This is a genomic window from Pontibacter toksunensis (assembly GCF_042686245.1).
Classification (GTDB): domain Bacteria; phylum Bacteroidota; class Bacteroidia; order Cytophagales; family Hymenobacteraceae; genus Pontibacter; species Pontibacter toksunensis.
On sequence record NZ_JBHUOX010000006.1, the window covers coordinates 324802 to 344732 of the forward strand.

A 19931-nucleotide genomic window follows, 5' to 3' on the forward strand; every position below is an offset into this window, starting at 1 on the left:
CGCTTGCTTCAAATAAAATGAATAACCTGATACAGAACAAAAAAATAGTTACCTACCATAAAATCAATGCGCAGCATAATCTTTCTGCACACTTCGACATTTATCAGGGAAAGGATGTTCTGATTACAGTAGATGATGGTGATGTTTCATTTTACCACCACATGTTTCAGCTGTTAAAACAGTATAAAATGCCGGCCATCCTGTTTGTCATCACAGGGTTGATTGATACCAAAATTCCTTTCTGGTGGGATGAAATCGTGTATTTAATAGGGGAGGAAGAAGGAGAGAAAAAAGTGTGGGAGGTAAAGGCCTGGCCAAACCAGAAAAGGCTGGACTATCTGCAGCAGCTTCGGGAAAAATCAATTAAACCCCCACTAGAGCAGGTGCAGCTCACTACAGCACAATTACAGGAGATGCAGGCGGCAGGCGTAACCATCGCTAATCATTCGCACACCCACCCCATGTTCGACCAGTGTACCGAAGAAGAACTGCGGGAGGAGTTCAGAAAATCAAGGCAGTTTTTTGAGGAGCGGCAGCTGAATGGGTATAACCTGTTTGCTTACCCAAACGGTAATTCCAGCCCTTTGGCGGAAAAAGTTGCGAAAGAAGAGGGTATACAGGCCGCTTTCCTGTTCGACCACAAGCTTCCGGGTAACAGCTTTAACCCTTACCGGATATCCCGGCTGAGTGTGACAGATACAACAGGTGCAGGCAAACTGCACTTTATACTAAGCGGATGGCACACGAAGCTGTTGCCTGTCCGCAAGAAAATTTTCAACATATTACATGGCAGATAAACCACTTTTTCACCGCCTTGTCGGGCGTTTCAGAAAGAACAAAGCGCTTATGTCGTTTCTGGACATAACGGGGAGCGACATCCAAAACAAGAAATGGGTGTTTGTAATTGGCTGCTACAACTCGGGGACCACACTTTTAGAGCAAGTGCTTTCCACGCATCCGGCCATGAGTTCCTTGCTGGATGAAGGAGTGGTGCTGACAGATAAATTACGCCGCCCGGAGGATTTTGCCTGGCGTCGCATGTGGCATGCCTGTGAAGAAGAAATGAAAATAAGGGAAGCGGAAGCCCCAGAAGTTGCCAGAAGAGTGAAAAGGCACTGGTCTCATTTCTATGACCTGAAAAAGCCGGTGTTGCTCGAAAAGTCTATTGCCAACACCACCCGCATAGAATTCTTTAACGACTATTTCAAGGATACTTACTTTGTGCACCTGGTGAGAAACGGCTACGCCGTGGCAGAGGGAATACACCGCAAAGCTGCCATTATGGAAGGGAATCCCATGTTCGGGCAGGAAGAAAGCTATCCTATAGAGCTTTGTGCGCACCAATGGGCCAGAAACCTTGAACTGGTAGAGCAGACGAAAGCAAAGGCGGATCACTTTCTTGAGATAACGTATGAGGATTTTACAGAGGAGCCTGACAAGGTGCTGCGGGAGATAACAGAATTTATTGGAGTGAAGCCTTTCCGGAACAGCTTTAAGAACGAAGTCTTCTCCGTACATAATGTAGAAAGCAGCATCCGGAACATGAATGGAAAAAGCCTCAAAACCCTTTCAGATGAAGATATTTCGCTCATCAATAAAGCTGCTCTTCCTTATTTAGAGAAGTATGGATACCTGATTAAAATATGAAGATACTGTTTGTACAGGATAGCTTGGGTACTGGTGGAGCAGAACGCTCGAACGCGAACCTGTGGTATTATCTTCGGAAACAGGGAGTCGCGCTGATGATTGCAGTGCTGGAGCACCGGAAGGAAGGAATTGAAAAAGAGATTCTAGGCGAAGGTTTCCCTGTGATATTTCTAAAAAAAGGAAGCTTTTTGAGCAACAGCAGGGAAATTGCGGCAATCATAGAGGAATATAAGCCAACAGTAGTGCATTCCACCCTGATACGGTCAAACCTGCGTGTCAGGCTGGCCAAAATGTTTGCCTCCTTTTATCATGTAGAAAGCCTTGTTAACTGCACGTATGACCCCATCAGGTTAAAAGACCCGCGGGTAAGCAAAATCGGTTTTTACCTGTATAAATACATCGATTATTTTTCCCGTTCCGAAGGTGTTGATCACTCAATTGCTATTACCCATGAAGTTGAAAAGCACTATGAGCGTCAGCTAGGGGTGCCCGGGGAGCGACTAAGCGTTATCTACCGGGGGCGCGATGAAAATCCTTATTTAGGGAGCAGCACAGTAAGCCGTATGAAGTTCAGCGCAGAGCTGGGAATTAATCATCATAAGGTGGTGCTGATACACGTGGGCAGGCAGGAGTTTCAGAAAGGGCACCTATATCTCCTGCAGGCCCTGCAGAAGATATATGTTGAGAATGCTACTGCATGGAACAAGCTGGCTGTTGTTTTTTGTGGCAGAAGAGGCAATGCCTCACCCGATATAGACGCTTTCCTGGAAAAGCATCCAGCGCTCCGGTCAGATATTCATTGGCTGGGGCATCGCCATGATGTACCAGAGCTTTTGGCCGCTTCTGATGTGTTTGTATTCCCCTCTTTGTACGAAGGGTTAGGCGGTTCTCTGATTGAAGCGCAGGCAGCTGCGCTTCCGGTGGTATGCTCCGATATACCGGTTTTTCATGAAGTGGTGAACGTGAACGGCAACGCGCTCATGTTTCCTGTTGCAGACGCTGTAGCACTAGCAAACCGGCTGCTTACTCTGATCAATGATGCTGACCTCCGGAAGAGCATGAGTGAAAGCAGCCTGGAGAATTTTAAGCAGAAGTTTACCCTCGACAAAATAAACAGAGAAATGCTGGAATTCTATAAAATGAGAGGTGAATGAGGCTATTACGATCAAATTATCAGGTATAGTGTATTAAGGTATGTGTAAACCTGATGTCCTGGTAACGAACGGAGGAGCAGGTTTTTTTTAGATAAAACAATTAATGAGGTATCCCTTTGAAGCCTCTAAAAACTATTTTCTATGGAATTAAAAGATAAACATGTTCTTGTAACCGGTGCTGATGGTTTTATCGGAAGCCATTTAGTAGAGCGTTTATTAGAAGAAGGCTGCAAGGTCAGAGCATTCGTGTATTACAACTCTTTTAACAGCTGGGGATGGTTGGATAATTTTCCAAAAGAAAAGCTGAAGCAGGTAGAGATATTCTCCGGCGACATCCGGGATCCGAATGGGGTTCGCACGGCCATGAAGGATATAGAAATAGTGTTCCACCTGGCGGCTCTTATCGCCATTCCGTTCAGCTATCACTCCCCCGACAGCTACATCGACACCAACGTGAAAGGCACCCTGAACATCGTGCAGGCAGCAAGGGATATGGGGGTGGAACGTGTGCTGGTAACCTCTACCTCCGAGGTATATGGCACGGCACAATATATCCCCATTGATGAGAAGCATCCGCGGCAGCCACAGTCACCTTACTCAGCTTCTAAAATAGGCGCAGACTGTATAGCAGAGTCTTTCTACAGGAGCTTTAACCTGCCGCTCACCATTGTCCGTCCCTTCAATACCTATGGCCCTCGCCAGTCTGCCAGGGCTGTTATCCCAACCATTATCACACAGTTATTGCAAGGCAAAACCGAGATAAAACTGGGCGACCTGACACCTACACGAGACCTGTTGTTTGTAAAAGACACCGCCAACGGGTTTGTGCAGATCGCAAAGTCAGAGAGCCTAATAGGGGAGGACTGCAACATTGCCACTGAGTCTGAAATCTCTATCGGGGAGCTGGCGCAGAACATTATAGACCAGATTAACCCGGAGGCCAAAATTATACAGGATGAAGTGCGCCTGCGGCCTCAGAAGAGCGAAGTGTTCCGCTTATACGGGGCGAACAGCAAAATCAAGGAGCATACCGATTGGCAGCTGAAGTATAACCTGGAGGAGGGTGTGAGGGAAACCATTGCGTGGTTCAGGGACAAAGAAAACCTGCGCCACTACAAAGCGGAAATTTATAATATCTAAGCTTACTCCAACAAAAAAAGAACTCAAAAACCTATGGGGCAAACGAGCAAGTACAGCCACATTATAGATTTCATCAAAACCCTTTTCCCGGGCCAGGATTTTATCCCGCTGCACGAGCCACGGTTCATCGGGAACGAAAAGAAATATGTTGCCGATGCGATTGATTCTACCTTCGTCTCTTCGGTGGGGGCCTATGTAAACCGCTTCGAGGAGATGATGCAGGACCTGACAGGAGCGAAGTATGCGGTGGCCACGGTAAATGGTACCGCTGCCCTGCACATGGCGCTTCTGGTAGCCGGCGTGAAGCGAGGTGACGAAGTGCTGTCGCAGGACCTGACGTTTATTGCAACGGCCAATGCCATTAGCTATATCGGAGCGCATCCTGTTTTCCTGGATATAGACCGCAGGACGCTGGGCTTGTCGGCCGATAAGTTAGAGGCTTTTCTGCAGGAGTATGGGCAGAAGAGAGATGAAGGCACCGTCAATACCAGCACGGGTAACCGGATAGCTGCCTGTGTGCCCATGCATACGTACGGCTTCCCCTGCGAAATAGAGCGCATAGCCGCCATCTGCCGCGAGTGGAATATTCCGCTTATAGAAGATGCTGCGGAGTCCCTGGGGAGCTACTACAAGGGCAAACATACCGGTACCTCCGGACTAATGGGTGCTTTCAGTTTTAACGGAAACAAAACCGTGACCTGCGGTGGAGGCGGCGCCATTGTAACAGACAACAAGGAGTTGGCCAAGCTTGCCAAACACCTGACCACACAGGCCAAGGTCCCCCACGCCTGGGAGTTCAACCACGATCACATTGGCTATAACTACCGTATGCCTAACCTGAACGCAGCACTGGCCTGTGCCCAACTGGAGCAGCTGCACGCTTTTGTAGAGAACAAGCGAGGTTTGGCAGAAACGTACAAACGCTTCTTCAGCGAGGTAGAAAATTTGACCTACTGCGAGGAAGGGCCGGATGCAAAAGCAAACTACTGGCTGAACGCCCTGCTGCTGGACAGCAAAGAAGAAAGGGATACCTTTTTAACGGAAGCAAACAGCAACGGGGTCATGTCGCGCCCGGCCTGGACGCTGATGCACAAACTGCCCATGTTCCAAAACTGCCAGCACCATGATGTAAGCGTCAGTGAATGGGTGGAGGAACGGCTTGTCAATATTCCAAGTAGCGTAAGGGTGAAGCCATGAAAAAGATAGCACTTTTCGGGTACTCGGGCCATGCCTATGTGGTGGCAGATGCCATAAAGCTGAGCGGATACGAAACAGTAGGATATTTTGAGAGAGCAGAGGCCCATGCGAATCCGTACAGTATTACCTACCTGGGATATGAGCAGGACGAACAGACATTACTGCCTCTGAGGACAGAGGGAATTCCCGGAATTGTGGGAGTCGGTGAAAACAACATCCGGCAAAAAGTTATGTACTTTCTGAAAAGACAGGGAGTAAACTGCACGTCAGTCATACATCCGTCTGGCATTGTTTCCGGTGTGGCTACGATAGGCGAAGGCACTTTTGTGGCTGCCGGCGCTAAAGTGAATCCATTGGCAAAAGTGGGGGCAGGAGTTATTCTCAATACAGGCTGCATTGTAGAACACGAATGCAGTATCGGCGATTTTGCGCACATAGCCCCGGGTGCTGTGCTGGCTGGCAGCGTAAGCGTTGGCGAAGGCAGTTTTGTCGGCGCAAATGCTGTGGTTAAACAAGGAGTACGCATTGGGAGTAAGGTAGTGGTGGGTGCCGGTGCAGTGGTGTTGAAAGACATCCCCGACAATCAAACATGGGTTGGAAACCCAGCTAAAGAAATAAGTAAATGAGCAAAACCATCATTATAGCGGAGGCCGGTGTAAACCACAATGGCGACATGGCCTTAGCAAAACAGCTAATAAATGTGGCGGCTGATGCAAGAGCTGATTATGTCAAGTTCCAGACTTTTAAGGCCGCTAAATTGGTAAGCAAGGAAGCGAAACAGGCCGAGTACCAGGTAAAGAACCAGAGCGGGCAAAACGACGATACGCAGTACGGCATGCTAAAGCGGCTGGAACTATCGGAGCAGGACCATCATGAGCTGCAGGAATATGCCACACAGAAAGGCATTAATTTTCTCTCAACAGGCTTCGACCACGACAGCATCAATTTTCTGGACACGCTGGGAATGGACCTCTTTAAAATTCCATCCGGTGAAATCATTAATAAACCTTACCTGAAGCATGTCGCCAGCAAGGGAAAACCAGTGGTGCTGTCTACCGGCATGGCATCTTTAAAGGAAATAGAAGAGGCCATTGATGTGCTGGAAGAGGCGGGGTTGCAGCGGACAGCCATCACTGTGCTGCACTGCAATACAGAGTATCCTACTCCTATGCAGGATGTGAACCTGAAGGCGATGCTAACCATACAGGAGGCCTTTAAAATAAACGTAGGCTACTCTGACCATACATTAGGCATCGAGGTGCCAGTGGCAGCCGTTGCTTTGGGAGCGACCGTAATTGAGAAACATTTCACCCTCGACAATAGCTTACCCGGACCAGACCACAAAGCCTCTTTGGAACCTGCTGAACTGAAGGCGATGGTGCAGGCTATTCGTAATATTGAGGTGGCCATGAGCGGAGACGGAAGAAAGAAACCAAGTCCTTCCGAAATGAAAAACAAACCGCTGGTCAGGAAGAGCCTGTACTATAATGGTGCTTACCCAGCTGGTACGGTTGTAGAGGAGCACCATTTCATCGCCATGCGGCCTGCCTCCGGCATAAGCCCAATGCAGATAGATGATCTAATCGGCAGAACGCTCAAGAGGGAAGTAAACAAAGGAGAACCTGTAGAACATAAGGACTTTTCATGAAGAAGATATGTGTTGTAACCGGCACCAGAGCAGAATACGGCCTGCTGTACTGGACGATGAAAGCATTAGAGGAAGACCCGGAACTGCAGCTGCAGTTATGTGTTACAGGCATGCACCTTTCTCCTGAGTTTGGACTGACCCATAAACAAATTGAGGCAGATGGGTTTCATATTGACAAAAAAGTTGAAATACTGTTATCGTCAGATTCTACTGTCGGAATCTCTAAAAGCATTGGCTTAGGGGTTATTTCATTTTCCGAAGCGTTTGCCGAACTAAAACCTGACCTGGTCCTGATCTTAGGTGATCGTTTTGAAATTTTTGCTGCAGCTACCGCAGCCATGATCTCTAAAATTCCCATTGCCCATTGCCACGGTGGCGAAGCGACCGAGGGACTGATAGATGAACCTATTCGGCATTCCATCACAAAGATGTCGCATGTGCACTTCACCGCAACGGAAGAATACAGAAAGCGGGTGATACAGCTTGGAGAGCAGCCCAAAAGTGTCTATAACGTCGGGGCGCTCGGAATTGAAAACATAAACAAGCTAGAGCTTCTGGACAGGCAAAGTTTTGAGGAAAGCATCGGGTTTGAGCTTGGGGAAAAGAATGTGTTGGTCACATTTCATCCTGTTACGCTGGAAAATGCAACTGCAGCACATCAGTTTAGAAATTTGCTCCGGGCGCTGGATGAACTGAAAGACACTAAAATTATTTTCACTAAGCCCAATGCCGACACAGATGGCAGGGTCATTATAAACCTCATCGATGAATATGTAAAAGCGCATCCGGAAAAAAGCATTGCCTTTATTTCACTAGGCCAGCTAAGGTACCTGTCTGCCCTGCAATATATGGATGTAGTAGTTGGTAATTCATCAAGCGGCTTGATCGAGGTTCCTAGTTTCAGGATAGCCACCATCGACATAGGCGACAGGCAGCGGGGGCGTATCAAAGCCAACAGTGTTATCTCCTGCAGTCCTGACTATGCATCTATAAAAGAGGCCCTAGAGAATGCTTTTTCAGCTGACTTCACTGCATTATTGAAAGACGTGAAAAACCCTTATGGCGAGAAAGATGCTTCGCAAGAGATAGTAAGGGTCCTGAAGGAGACTGAAGTAGAAAATTTAATAAAGAAAAAGTTCTTTGATCTATGAGGGTTGTATTTATAGGTACCGTAGAATTTTCTAAGCAGGCACTGTTAAAATTAGCAGAACTGCAGGTGAATGTGGTAGGCGTCGTTACGAAAGCAAAATCAGACTTCAATGCAGATTTCGCAAACCTGGAGGAAGTGTGTCAGGAGAAAGACATCCCCTACAAGTTGGTGAACAATATCAACCACCCTAACAATGTGGCCTGGATCAAAGCACAGAACCCGGACATTCTTTTTTGTTTTGGATGGTCCAGTTTACTTAAATCGGATATTCTGTCGCTTGCTCCTATGGGCGTAGTAGGGTATCATCCGGCGCTTTTACCTAACAACAAGGGGCGGCATCCTATTATCTGGGCGCTCGTATTAGGGCTGGAAAAGACCGGTTCCACCTTCTTTTTCATGGATGAAGGAGCTGATACAGGGGATATCCTGAACCAGAAAGAGCTAAAAATAGCACCTGATGATGATGCAGGAACGCTTTATACAAAACTCACCTTGCTTGCTTTAGAGCAGATAGAAGAGTTTATTCCGCAGCTACAGGCAGAAAACTATCCCAAAGTACCGCAGGTAGGTGAAGGAAACGCATGGAGAAAGCGGGGCCGGAAAGACGGGGAGATTGACTGGCGCATGAGCAGCGAAAGCATCCGGAACTTAGTCAGAGCCCTCACCCGGCCCTATGTAGGTGCCCACTTCATGTACAAGGAGGGCGAGTGCAAGGTATGGCGTTGTGCTATGGAAGACGGGATAGTAGATAAGAACATTGAGCCGGGGAAAGTGATAGGAGCAAGCGAAGCGGGTAACCTGCTGGTGAAAACAGGTGATGCCGCCATCTGGCTGACAGATTTTGATTTAAAAGAAGAAATAGAAGTTGGAGAATATCTGATATGAGTAAAAATGTATTGGTAGTTGCTGCGCATCCGGACGATGAGGTGCTAGGTGCCGGAGGAACCATTCTAAAACACAAGGCGAATGGTGACACCATCTATTGGTTGATAGTGACGAACATATTTGAAAAAGATGGGTTCTCGGCTGAGCGTGTCAAAAGTCGTCAGCAGGAGATAGAAGAGGTGGCGGAACGTCTTGGTGTGAAGAAAACTTTCAAGCTGGACTACCCAACCATGACCTTGTCAAGTTCCAGCCTTATAAAAATGATACCAGAGGTATCTGCTGTTTTCCAGAAAGTTGAGCCTGAAATCGTGTACTGCCTGAACCGGTCTGACGCTCACTCAGACCACCGTTTTATTTTCGATGCAGTTATGGCCTGCACCAAGTCTTTCCGATACCCGTATGTAAAGCAGGTGCTGATGTACGAGTGCATTTCTGAAACAGAGTTTGCGCCTGTACTGCCCGAAAAGGCCTTCCTGCCCAACTACTACGTAGACATCTCAGATTACATGGAGCAGAAGCTAGGCATCATGAAAATCTATGCATCAGAGTTAGGAGAGCATCCGTTTCCCCGCTCTCTGGACAACATCAGGGCTTTAGCACATTATAGGGGAGCTAGCGTCGGCGTAAGGTATGCCGAGGCCTATCAACTTGTTAAATATATCGACAAATAGCATGAACGACTATCACAGGCACATCATCAAAAGTTATTCACCTTTAAAGCAGGCGCTTGCGCAGTTGAACGAACTGGCCGCTGATGCCATCCTCTTTGTAGTTGACAAGGACGAAAAACTGATTGGCTCTTTAACAGATGGCGATGTGAGAAGGGGATTTCTGAGAGGACTTTCCTTAGATGATGTTGTGGATGCGTTTATTCAACCCAAACCAAAATTCCTTCAGAAAGGTGATTATACCATAGATGAGGTAATAAACTACAGGAAAAACCATTTCAGAATCCTTCCTGTGCTCGACAAAGAAAACAGGATTGTAAATGTCATAAACTTCAGGTTCCTGAAGTCGTACCTTCCCGTTGATGCCGTACTGATGGCCGGTGGCAGGGGGCAAAGGCTACGGCCTTTAACAGATACAACACCTAAGCCTCTGCTGAAAGTAGGGGATAAACCCATTATAGAGCACAACCTGGACAGGTTGATAAGCTTCGGGATTGACGACATCTGGATGTCAGTACGGTACCTGGGAGAACAGCTGGAAGAGTATTTTGGCGACGGCAGTTCCAAGTACGTGAACATAAAATATGTGTGGGAAGATGAGCCGCTGGGCACCCTGGGAGCAGTAAGTAAGGTAGAGAGCTTCCAGCATGACTGCGTTTTGGTCACTAACTCAGACCTGCTCACAAACCTGGATTACGAAGACTTCTTCCTGGACTTCAAGGCCAAAGACGCTGCCCTTTCTGTGGTAACCATACCCTACACCGTTAACATACCTTATGCCGTTTTAGAGACGGAGGAAACAAGTATCAAGAGTTTTAAAGAAAAGCCCACTTATACTTACTACTCTAACGGTGGCATTTACCTGATAAAAAAGGAGGTGCTGAAGTACATTCCGAAAGACAGTTTCTACAACACAACTGACCTGATGGAGCTGCTTATCCAGAAAGGCTTAAAAGTGAATTCCTATCCATTGAGAGGCTATTGGCTAGATATCGGAAAGCCTGAGGATTTTAAAAAGGCACAGGAAGACATCAAACACATAAAATTTTAGATGGACTTTCTCTTTTTAATACCAGCACGCGGCGGATCCAAAGGACTGCCCGGTAAAAACGTTAAACCTGTAAAGGGGAAACCGCTCATCCTGTACACGCTAGATGCAGCAAGAGCTGTGAGTGGCCCTCAGCACATCTGCGTCTCCACCGATGATGCAGCCATCGCTGCCATTGTGCAGGACTATGGCATTCCGGTACCTTTTATACGCCCTGAAGAGTTCGCCACAGATACTGCTACCACCGAGCAGGTGCTGCTTCATGCTCTTCAGTTTTATGAAAGCCTGGGGGTGAACTATAAGTACGTCGTTATACTGCAGCCTACTTCTCCTTTGCGGAATGGGAAGCATATTCAGGAGGCTTTGAGTCTTATTGCGCCTGAAACCGAGATGCTTGTTTCTGTAAAGGAAACCGCTTCAAACCCTTACTATGTGCTATTTGAGGAAGATCAGGAGGGGATACTTCAAAAGTCGAAGGAGGGGCACTTTACCAGGAGGCAGGATTGCCCGAAGGTATATGAACTGAATGGAGCCATCTACATCATCAACGTAGATAAGCTAAAACAGAAGGGCCTTTCTCATTTAGATAAGCAGAAATACGTAATGGATAAAAAGGCTTCGATTGATGTGGATGATGAAATTGATTTCAGCCTTGTTGAATTAGTTATTTCTAAAGAAACGCGTGAATAAATTAAAGCATATACTATTTGAATACTTTGAGAATTTTGCCTACTTCTACCGTTATCTGGGCTACAAGATATTTATATCTGTAGGTCTGAGCATTCTGGTGGGGGTGTTGGATGGCTTTGGCCTGGCTATGTTCCTGCCGTTACTGCAAATGATAGACAGCACGAGCGGGACAGTAGATGCCGAGCAGATGGGAAATCTATCCTTCCTGATAGAGGGCCTGCAGGCTTCCGGTATTGCGCTCACGTTACAGACAGTGCTGTTTGTGATGCTGACGTTTTTTTCCCTGAAGGGAGTGGTTAAGTTTTTTGAAGGCTACTATAAGGTTATTTTACAGCAACGGTTTATCAGGCAAATTCGCTTTTCAAACATCGACCTGCTCTCCGGTTACCGGTTTTCAGATTTTGTGAACAGTGATTCCGGTAAAATTCAAAATACATTCAGTGGGGAAGTAGACAGGGTAAACCAAGCTTACCAGGCTTACTTTAAAGCATACCAGTATGGGGTTATGGTGCTGGTGTACATGACGTTTGCTTTGCTGGCGAATGCCCAGTTTGCCATTTTTGTAGCCATAGGTGGCGTGCTGACGAACTTTGTGTTTAATTTTTTTTATAAAAAGTCGAAGTTGCTATCGAAGAAATTCACGACTCAGGCACACTCTTTTCAGGGCCTGTTAATTCAGATGGTGGCAAATTTCAAATACCTCAAATCATCTGGTTTGATTTACCAGTTTGGCACAAAGCTTAAAAACTCGATCGGAAGGATAGAGTTGATTCAGCGAAGATTAGGAACTTTAGCCGCCGCCCTTGCTGCCATACGGGAGCCCATCGTACTGCTGGTCGTGGTTGTTGTTATACTGGTGCAGGTGAACCTGCTTGGGCAGGATTTGGGCTTAATCATCATGAGTTTGCTTTTCTTTTACCGGGCCCTTAATTACCTGATGTCTGTTCAAAATTACTGGAATACGTTTCTGGGCGTTTCCGGCTCCCTAGATAACATGACAGAATTCACGGAAGAACTGGCAAGGCATCAGGAAAAGCAGGGGGAAAAGGTGTTCGGAAGATTAGAGCAGGAACTCGAGATCAGAAACCTCAACTTCTCCTACGACTCCACACAAGTATTGAAGGATGTCTCTCTTAAAATCAGAAGAAAAGAAACTGTAGCCTTGGTAGGGGAAAGCGGATCAGGGAAAACAACTTTGATGAATGTGCTCAGCGGATTGCTGCAGGTGGAAAGAGGAACCTATCTTATTGATGGTGTCGAAATACAAACCTATGACGTACAGTCTTTCCAGAGAAGGATCGGCTATATTACGCAGGAGCCCGTTATCTTCAACGATACCATCTTCAACAACATCACCTTTTGGGATGAGCCTACAGAGGATAATTTAGCCCGTTTCCACAGAGCGCTCAAAATGGCTTCTATCTATGATTTTGTCATGAGCCTGCCTGAAAAGGAGCATGCTCCTCTGGGGAACAATGGGATCATGGTGAGCGGAGGACAAAAGCAACGCTTGTCCATTGCCCGGGAACTGTACAAGGAAGTTGACCTGCTGCTGATGGATGAAGCTACTTCTGCCCTTGACTCTGAAACTGAAAAAAGCATACAGGAAAACATCGATCAGCTACGGGGCCAATATACCATCATCATCATAGCACATCGCTTGTCTACTGTAAAGAATGCTGACAAGATAATTTACCTCAAGAACGGTGAAATTGAAAATGCCGGAAGCTTCAATGACCTGAAAGAATCCTCGAATAGGTTTAAGCGGATGATTGAGATGAATAACTTATAGTAGCTGCCTGTGGTACATCAAATCCTAAGTGTACACGCATAAAGGCTGGTGCTCACCATTTGAAAGAAGCAGCAGCGCCACTATCACCCAATTACTCTGTTTATGCAGACGGCTTTAACCTGTGTCCCGGGTTGGATTCATTTCTGAGTTGCGTTCTGCAGTTGATTTCCCGTCCATCAGTTGATGTTGCTTCCCTTAAAGGGCCTCAGCGCCAGATTAAAACTAAAACCCATAAGACAGAGTATATTTCAGGCGGGATGAGGATGGCTTCAGTTACTCATTCAAAGGAATTGAGGACATCTTAAGTACATTCCCAAAAGAACGGGAAACCATAGTCAAAGCCTCTTGTTCTGGCAAGCATCCTGTGCTTCAGGAGCGAAGGTCCTCTATAGAATTAGTTCTGACAACCCATCATTTGTAAACGCATACCAGCTATATGAGCAAAATTGTTTTTCTGGAATTACGTCTTTTTCGAAACAGCATGATAGAATCATATCAGATCAATCAACTCCGGGAGGCGGGGCATGAGGTTGAAATCTGGTATTTAGGTAACCTCTTTGGGGTTAGCAACAATGTTGTTTTGAATGCTCCGGCCATACAGGAGTACCTTGTTATGGTAAGCAGTTTCGAAATTTTGAAAGAAAGGGTGAACAGGCTGGAAAAGAACTCGGTTCTGTTCTCGATGCTAGGGTTGCTTTATTATTATCCGATTCTCTATCGTGTCATAAAGTCTCGCGAAGATTTAATCTGGATTGGCAGGATAACAAAGAAGCTTCCAGCATCCAAAACGAAACGTCAGAACCCTCTCAATGCGATGCTGGGAAGCGTGCTTTTCTACAAACTGTACCGCCCTTACAGCAACCTCATTTTGTATGTCTCCCAAAAGGTAATCAGGAAGTATGGGAATATAGCAGGTATAAAAGCCTACCAGCCGGACTACCTGATGGTCACCAATGTAAAGCAGGTTCCGCCGCACTATCCGAAAGAAAAAGTGATTGTAACGCATGCCGATGATTATAATGTTCACTTACTGAACAGGGAAACTGCCGTTGACGCTTCGCTGCAGAATGCTATCGTTTTTTTGGACCAGATGATCTATTTCCATCCAGACTTCAGAAAACTAGGGGAGAGCATGACAGATGTGGACACCTATTACCATAAACTTAACCAGGCGTTAGACCGTCTTTCTGAGAGGTACAGTAAACCAGTTGTGATAGCAGGACACCCGGAAGCTGAAAAGCAACCAGGCTATGCCAAGAGGTTTAAGGGCAAGCACTTTGTGATAGGAAAGAGCGTAAGCCTGGTCAGGCATGCTTACCTGGTGGTAAGCCACTACAGTACCGCTGTGAATTTCGCTGCCATATATAATAAGCCTCTTTTACTATTGACGACGAATAATTTCGAGACATTCGAGAAAGTCAAGCGTCCGATACAGGTGCTATCCAAAGCCTTGAATGTGACAGTTATCAACATAGATAAAGATGACTCCCAAACCGTTCCACTTGACTTAAATCCGAATTATAAGCTGTACAGAAACAACTATATCAAGTCTGATGATACACCAGAGGAACTTTCGTATCCTTATGCAGTGAACTACGTTCTGAGTCGTATTGAAAGTGACCAGGTAAAAGCAAAGTGAAAGCTATTTGTTGAAATGGTGTAGAGGAGCAACTATTGCTGTTAAGTGGCCATCCTGAAAGGGAACAAATTTAACCGTACTACAACACGCTCAAGAGATAAAGCCATGAGTTTTAATGATAATGCCAAACAACTTTTTAAAAAATGGACAGGGCTGTCAGTTTATAAAAGCCTTCCTATAGGACTAGATGCACTGGAAAACGTCAGAAGGAAATTGCCGCACTATAAATTCAAGACTTTTTTAGATGTAGGGGCCAATGTTGGCCAGTCTGCCACATACATCAGACATCATTTTCCGGAGTCCCATATTTACTGCGTTGAGCCGATAAAGGATACTTTTCATACGCTCCAGCAGAACACAAAAGGACTAAATCTGTCTTATCACAATATAGCGCTTGGTTCAGCAAATGAAGAGGTGGAGGTACAAGTTGATGTAGACAATCTCAAATCTGACAGAAATTCACTTCTTGGAAATCATACCCAACATGCAGGCTCCGCCACTATCAAAACAGAAACGGTGCAGGTGCAAACGCTTCAGCAGTTCAGTAAGGCCAACGGTATCAATTTCATCGATTATTTAAAAATCGACACAGAGGGCTATGATTTAGAGGTGTTGAAAGGCGCGGTGGAGATGCTTGAAAGTGCTTCTATCGCGTTTGTTGAAGCCGAAGTAAGCATGAACCCTCACAACACTTTTCATGTAGATTTTATAGATGTGAAGCGGTTTCTGGAGAAATATAACTACATGCTTTTTGGTATCTATGAGCAGATCCAGGAAAGAAGGGAAATGGTGCCGGTATTAAGAAGAGCGAATGTGTTATTTATATCCGGAAAACTGATGGCTTAGCTTTTATGAATATCATATTGTTTCCCAGGAAAGGAAGTTCATGTTATAAAGACCACACTAGCCAACGAGCTTAACCAGGTACATGCATTGCAACTGCCTGGTTAGCCTTTAGCTCATTTCTGATTAACATCCTCATACATAAGACAGTCCCTGTAATGAAACAAATGGCATACAAAGTATATAAGCATGTGAATCGTGCATATTCGTACTTCATGCATGCCTCCTTGAACTTCTACATTAACAGCAGAGGCTCAAGGCCTCCGAAGGTTTTGACCATCGATGAAACTATTCGAGAGGTCATAAAAACGAAATGCTCAGTCAGCCGATTTGGTGATGGAGAAATGAGACTGATAACCAAGGAGTCAATAGAGTTTCAGGAATACACACCCGAACTGGGAGCCAGGTTGCAAGAAGTTCTGACCTCAAACCTTAATGGTCATATAGTTTGCCTGCCAGCAATATTCGAAACTTTAGAGCCATACAAACGCAATACGCGCTTTTTCTGGAGAAGGCATCTAAGCAGTCACCTTTTGTCCTGGATAAAGAATACCCGAAAAGATAAGGTATACTACAATACAGCCATGACCAGGCCGTACTACTCCTTTAACGATTATGATAATAGTAGGGCGTGGTTCAGCAGCCTGAAACAAATCTGGAATGGCAGAGACATAGTGTTTATAGAAGGCAGCAAGAGCAGGTTGGGTGTAGGAAATGATCTGTTTGATAATGCTACATCTGTTGAAAGAATTTTATGTCCCTCTAAGAATGCTTTTGCCAGGTACTCAGAGATTATAGCAGAAGCTAATAAGGTAAAAAAGTCAAAATTAGTATTGATAGCACTTGGCCCAACAGCCACTTTATTAGCCTACGACTTACATCGGCGTGGCTACCAGGCTATCGACGTTGGGCATGTTGACATTGAGTATGAGTGGTTTCTGATGAAGGCGAAGTCTAAAGTCAACATTGCCCATAAACACACAAATGAAGTGGCCGGGAATAATGCACCGGATAGTATTTCTGATGGAAAGTATAATTCTGAAATTATCTCCAGCATAGTATAGCCTACAGAAGCAGAGCGGCTTATCTGGCTGTTAAAGATGAAGTACAGTACATGCCTGTTAAGCCTGCTATAACTGTACAGAAATGTGCTATCACTATAAAAAAATGCGTAACCAATTTTAACAGTTGCCACACTTTACTTCGCTAAGCGTGAAGGGTACAAACAGATTTGAATGAAAATTCTTCAGTTAATTCATAAACCACAGCCTCGGGGCGCCGAGATTTTTGCAGCGCAATTATCAGATAATCTGGAGAGATTAGGACACAGCTCATCACTGCTGGCCATCTATGACAGCAGTGATGAGGCGAAGTATAATAGGACCTACCTTTCCATTCATGCCAACCCAAAAGGCAGCCTCTGGGATATTGCCGGCTGGAGAGCCCTCGCTAACGTAATAGCCGCAGAAGAACCGGACATAGTGCAGGCAAATGCTGGTGATACTTTAAAGTATGCGGTGTTCTCAAAACTGTTTTTTAGGTGGCGTCAGCCACTTGTGTTCCGTAACGCCAGCACCTTAAGCTCGTATCTAAAGAGGCCGCTTCAGAAACTATATACCAGGTTCCTTTTTAGCCGTGTTGATGCGGTAGCTTCTGTAAGTGATTTTTCAAGAAGAGATTTAATCGGCCTTTTCCCAGCACTGAATTCTAAGGCGCAAGTAATCCCTATTGGGTTAGAAAGGAAAATGGATGTCAGCAATCCCTTTCCGGCTGGTGTTCCTGAACAGGTAAACCTGGTGCATGTAGGTGGCTTATCGTTTGAGAAAAATCACCGGGGGCTCCTTCGCATATTCAAACACACGTTAGCGCATTTATCCGATGCGCATCTGTGGCTGGTCGGGGATGGACCGCTTAGAGCAAAAACAGAGGCACTGGTGCAGGAGATGGAGCTAAAGGAGCGGGTGCATTTTACCGGTTTTGTTCAAAACCCGTTAGACTACATAGCGCACGGTCAGGCACTGCTTCTGCCAAGCATTATAGAAGGTTTGCCGGGAGTTATTTTAGAAGCCATGCTCTACGAAACGCCAGTGGTGGCCTATAAAGTAGGTGGTATCAGTGAAGTGGTAGCCGCTGGTAAAACAGGTTGGTTACTGGCGGCAGGCGACGAAAAAGGTTTTGCCCAAGCCATAGCAGATGCAGTGAACAAGCGCGAAAAAGCAACTGACATAGTTGCAAACGCATATCAGCAGGTGAACAGGCAGTATATGAATGAAGGCGTAGCACAAGCTTTTGTCAATTTATACCAGGGTTTACTAAAGAAAACTTAAACGAAGAGGAACAGACACAGACAGACCGTATGAAGCCAAAAGTAGGAGTTGTTATACTGACGTGCAATCGCTTAAAGCTCCTGAAGATTACCATTTGCAAAGTATTAGCTCAAACGCATGAGGCGAGTGAGGTGCTGGTAGTGGATAACAACTCCATGGATGGGACGAGAGAATACTTGGATACAGTACCCGAGGTAAAGAAACTCTACCTGGACGAGAACCTGGGGCCTGCCGGTGGTTTTCATGAAGGTGTGAAGTACTTTGCTGAGAATTCGGATGTGGATTACGTGTGGCTGATGGATGACGATTTTTTCCCCTTTAAAGACTGCCTGGCTATACTTGTTAACTCCTCCAACAAAGAAACCGTAGTATTTCCCTATATCCGGGAGAAGGATTTTGCATCCCGCAGAATGCCCGGTTGGTGGGGCGTTTTAATTCCCATGCCCGTGATAAAGAAGGTAGGTTACCCGAGGGCAGATTTTTTCTTCTGGTCTGAGGACACCGAGTACTTGCAGGATAGAATAAGGGACAAGTTCAACTATCCCTGCAAATGGATACCAGCTGCCAAGGGTGTGCATTTCACAAAAAGAGTAACCAATTACCGGCAACCCTGGCGCTATTACTACGAGGTCCGGAACATGCTGTACATGCGCCTGTACGTGAAAGAACGTACGGCCTTAAGGGCTTACAAACTTGTCAGGAGCTGGGTGAAGCTTTTTGGTGCCATTGTGATAAAAGAAGACAACAAGCTTGAAAAGATGGAATGGTTCATGCGCGGAACTGTCCATGGCATCTCCAGAAAAATAGGTAAAACCATAGACCCTCATGTCGGAAAAGGTAAAAGTTCTACACATTATAAAGTCACTCGGTAGAGGCGGGGCAGAAATGCTGTTGCCCGAAACCCTGAAGTACCACGATAAAGATAAATTTGAGTTTCATTACATCTATTTTCTTCCCTGGAAAGACCAGGTGGTGAAGCCCATTGAGCGCAATGGCGGTAAAGTTACCTGCCTCTCGACATCAAACAATATAGGTATATCCTTAAAGGTGCCTGCGCTTGTTTCCTACATTCGCCGCCACAATATTCAACTGGTACACTGCCACCTTGCCTGGGCAGGTATCGCCGGGAGAGTAGCAGCCAGGTTAGCAGGAGTGCCTGTCATTTACACGGAGCATAATAATTTCTCCAGCTATCATATCCTAACAAAGGTAATGAGCAGGCTAACCCTGCCGCTGAATGATCTGACGATAGCCGTATCCGCAGATGCCGAGCAGGCGTCGAAGCAGGTGGTGGCGCACCATAAACTGCAGTTAGTTTTGAATGGAGTCGATACCGTTGCTTTCCAGAGAGGTACCCATGCTACAGACCTGCGGCAGCGGCTTGGAATTCCGGAGGACCATATTATTGTAGCCACAGTGGCTGTTTTCCGTAAGCAGAAAAGGCTCGATAATTTTGTGAAAGTTGCTGCCGGTATTGCTACCCAAAACGAGAAGGTGAGTTTTGTGCTGATAGGAGACGGACCTGAAAAGGCAACAGTAGAGGAACAGGCGAAGCAGTCAGGCTTGGAAGGCAGAATCTATTTTGAGGGCTTGCAGCATAACGTAAAGCCCTACTTTGAAATAACCGACATCTACCTGATGACATCTGATTATGAGGGCCTGCCAATTGCGCTGCTGGAGGCTATGAGCATGGCCTGCGCTCCGGTTGCTACAAACGTGGGAGGTATACCGGAAGTAGTGGAAGACGGCGTGTCGGGCTTATTGAGCCCTGCCGGAGATGTAGCTGGGCTGCAGGAGCAGGTAGAAACACTCATACATGACAAAAACAGAAGGCTGGAGATAGCCTCTTATGCCCGGAAGCGGATTGAGCAGCACTTCAGCATGAAGAAAATGGTGCAGGAACTGGAGGCTATTTACTATCAATTTTTGGCTGTGGTCTAGAATGTATGATGTTGGAATAAGTATGGCAGCAAGGATGTTAGTTGAAAGTTATGTGCGAGATAACTATCCAGGTAAACTGCCCCTACTGCCACAGTATGAAGGTAGTCAAAAACGGCGTAAAGCGCACGGGCAGGCAGAATTTTCTGTGCCGTGCTTGTGGTA

At 46.0% G+C, this 19931-nt stretch carries 20 protein-coding genes; all 20 read left to right on the plus strand.

The window, feature by feature from the left end:
- The first annotated feature begins 17 nt into the window (after window positions 1–17).
- Complete coding sequence (locus tag ACFS7Z_RS10925; RefSeq protein ID WP_377484346.1) at window positions 18–797, plus strand: polysaccharide deacetylase family protein; 780 nt, start codon at window positions 18–20, stop codon at window positions 795–797.
- Window positions 787–1647 carry a sulfotransferase family protein gene (locus ACFS7Z_RS10930; RefSeq protein WP_377484347.1) on the plus strand — a complete coding sequence of 287 codons (861 nt, stop codon included), beginning with the start codon at window positions 787–789 and terminating at the stop codon, window positions 1645–1647. Before ACFS7Z_RS10925 ends, ACFS7Z_RS10930 begins: the two co-directional genes overlap by 11 nt.
- Entirely contained in the window at window positions 1644–2801 is a 1158-nt protein-coding gene (locus ACFS7Z_RS10935; RefSeq protein ID WP_377484348.1) for a glycosyltransferase family 4 protein, read from the plus strand. Before ACFS7Z_RS10930 ends, ACFS7Z_RS10935 begins: the two co-directional genes overlap by 4 nt.
- Before the next feature lie 141 nt (window positions 2802–2942).
- Complete coding sequence (locus ACFS7Z_RS10940) at window positions 2943–3941, plus strand: NAD-dependent 4,6-dehydratase LegB (RefSeq protein ID WP_377484351.1); 999 nt, start codon at window positions 2943–2945, stop codon at window positions 3939–3941.
- Window positions 3942–3974: 33 nt separating this feature from the next.
- Window positions 3975–5138 carry a LegC family aminotransferase gene (locus tag ACFS7Z_RS10945; protein WP_377484353.1) on the plus strand — a complete coding sequence of 388 codons (1164 nt, stop codon included), beginning with the start codon at window positions 3975–3977 and terminating at the stop codon, window positions 5136–5138.
- Window positions 5135–5764: an acetyltransferase gene (locus ACFS7Z_RS10950; protein ID WP_377484355.1), complete on the plus strand. Its 630-nt coding sequence runs from the start codon at window positions 5135–5137 to the stop codon at window positions 5762–5764. The genes ACFS7Z_RS10945 and ACFS7Z_RS10950 overlap by 4 nt, the downstream gene beginning before the upstream one ends.
- Window positions 5761–6786 carry an N-acetylneuraminate synthase gene (gene neuB / locus ACFS7Z_RS10955; protein ID WP_377484357.1) on the plus strand — a complete coding sequence of 342 codons (1026 nt, stop codon included), beginning with the start codon at window positions 5761–5763 and terminating at the stop codon, window positions 6784–6786. Before ACFS7Z_RS10950 ends, neuB begins: the two co-directional genes overlap by 4 nt.
- Entirely contained in the window at window positions 6783–7937 is a 1155-nt protein-coding gene (neuC, locus tag ACFS7Z_RS10960) for a UDP-N-acetylglucosamine 2-epimerase (RefSeq protein WP_377484359.1), read from the plus strand. The genes neuB and neuC overlap by 4 nt, the downstream gene beginning before the upstream one ends.
- On the plus strand, window positions 7934–8821 hold the full coding sequence (locus ACFS7Z_RS10965; RefSeq protein WP_377484362.1) for a formyltransferase family protein: 888 nt from the start codon (window positions 7934–7936) through the stop codon (window positions 8819–8821). The genes neuC and ACFS7Z_RS10965 overlap by 4 nt, the downstream gene beginning before the upstream one ends.
- Window positions 8818–9492, plus strand: a complete 675-nt coding sequence (locus ACFS7Z_RS10970) for a PIG-L deacetylase family protein (RefSeq protein ID WP_377484364.1) — start codon at window positions 8818–8820, stop codon at window positions 9490–9492. The genes ACFS7Z_RS10965 and ACFS7Z_RS10970 overlap by 4 nt, the downstream gene beginning before the upstream one ends.
- A gap of 1 nt (window position 9493) precedes the next feature.
- The gene (locus ACFS7Z_RS10975) at window positions 9494–10540 is read left to right on the plus strand and encodes a nucleotidyltransferase family protein (protein WP_377484366.1); all 1047 of its coding nucleotides are present in this window, start codon (window positions 9494–9496) and stop codon (window positions 10538–10540) included.
- A complete protein-coding gene (locus ACFS7Z_RS10980; protein WP_377484367.1) occupies window positions 10541–11227 on the plus strand; it encodes an acylneuraminate cytidylyltransferase family protein in 687 nt (228 codons plus the stop codon).
- Window positions 11220–13019, plus strand: coding sequence for an ABC transporter ATP-binding protein (locus ACFS7Z_RS10985; RefSeq protein WP_377484370.1), 1800 nt, complete (start codon window positions 11220–11222; stop codon window positions 13017–13019). The genes ACFS7Z_RS10980 and ACFS7Z_RS10985 overlap by 8 nt, the downstream gene beginning before the upstream one ends.
- A gap of 481 nt (window positions 13020–13500) precedes the next feature.
- On the plus strand, window positions 13501–14658 hold the full coding sequence (locus ACFS7Z_RS10990) for a hypothetical protein (protein WP_377484372.1): 1158 nt from the start codon (window positions 13501–13503) through the stop codon (window positions 14656–14658).
- A 105-nt stretch (window positions 14659–14763) separates the two neighbouring features.
- Entirely contained in the window at window positions 14764–15504 is a 741-nt protein-coding gene (locus tag ACFS7Z_RS10995; RefSeq protein ID WP_377484373.1) for an FkbM family methyltransferase, read from the plus strand.
- A gap of 164 nt (window positions 15505–15668) precedes the next feature.
- Window positions 15669–16565, plus strand: coding sequence for an SP_1767 family glycosyltransferase (locus ACFS7Z_RS11000; RefSeq protein WP_377484374.1), 897 nt, complete (start codon window positions 15669–15671; stop codon window positions 16563–16565).
- 171 nt (window positions 16566–16736) lie between these two features.
- The gene (locus ACFS7Z_RS11005; protein WP_377484376.1) at window positions 16737–17828 is read left to right on the plus strand and encodes a glycosyltransferase; all 1092 of its coding nucleotides are present in this window, start codon (window positions 16737–16739) and stop codon (window positions 17826–17828) included.
- Between the two features lie 29 nt (window positions 17829–17857).
- Entirely contained in the window at window positions 17858–18700 is an 843-nt protein-coding gene (locus ACFS7Z_RS11010) for a glycosyltransferase family 2 protein (RefSeq protein ID WP_377484377.1), read from the plus strand.
- On the plus strand, window positions 18654–19769 hold the full coding sequence (locus ACFS7Z_RS11015) for a glycosyltransferase (protein WP_377484378.1): 1116 nt from the start codon (window positions 18654–18656) through the stop codon (window positions 19767–19769). Before ACFS7Z_RS11010 ends, ACFS7Z_RS11015 begins: the two co-directional genes overlap by 47 nt.
- Before the next feature lie 50 nt (window positions 19770–19819).
- The coding region (locus tag ACFS7Z_RS11020; RefSeq protein ID WP_377484387.1) for a transposase-like zinc-binding domain-containing protein at window positions 19820–19931 on the plus strand (112 nt) is incomplete at its 3' end.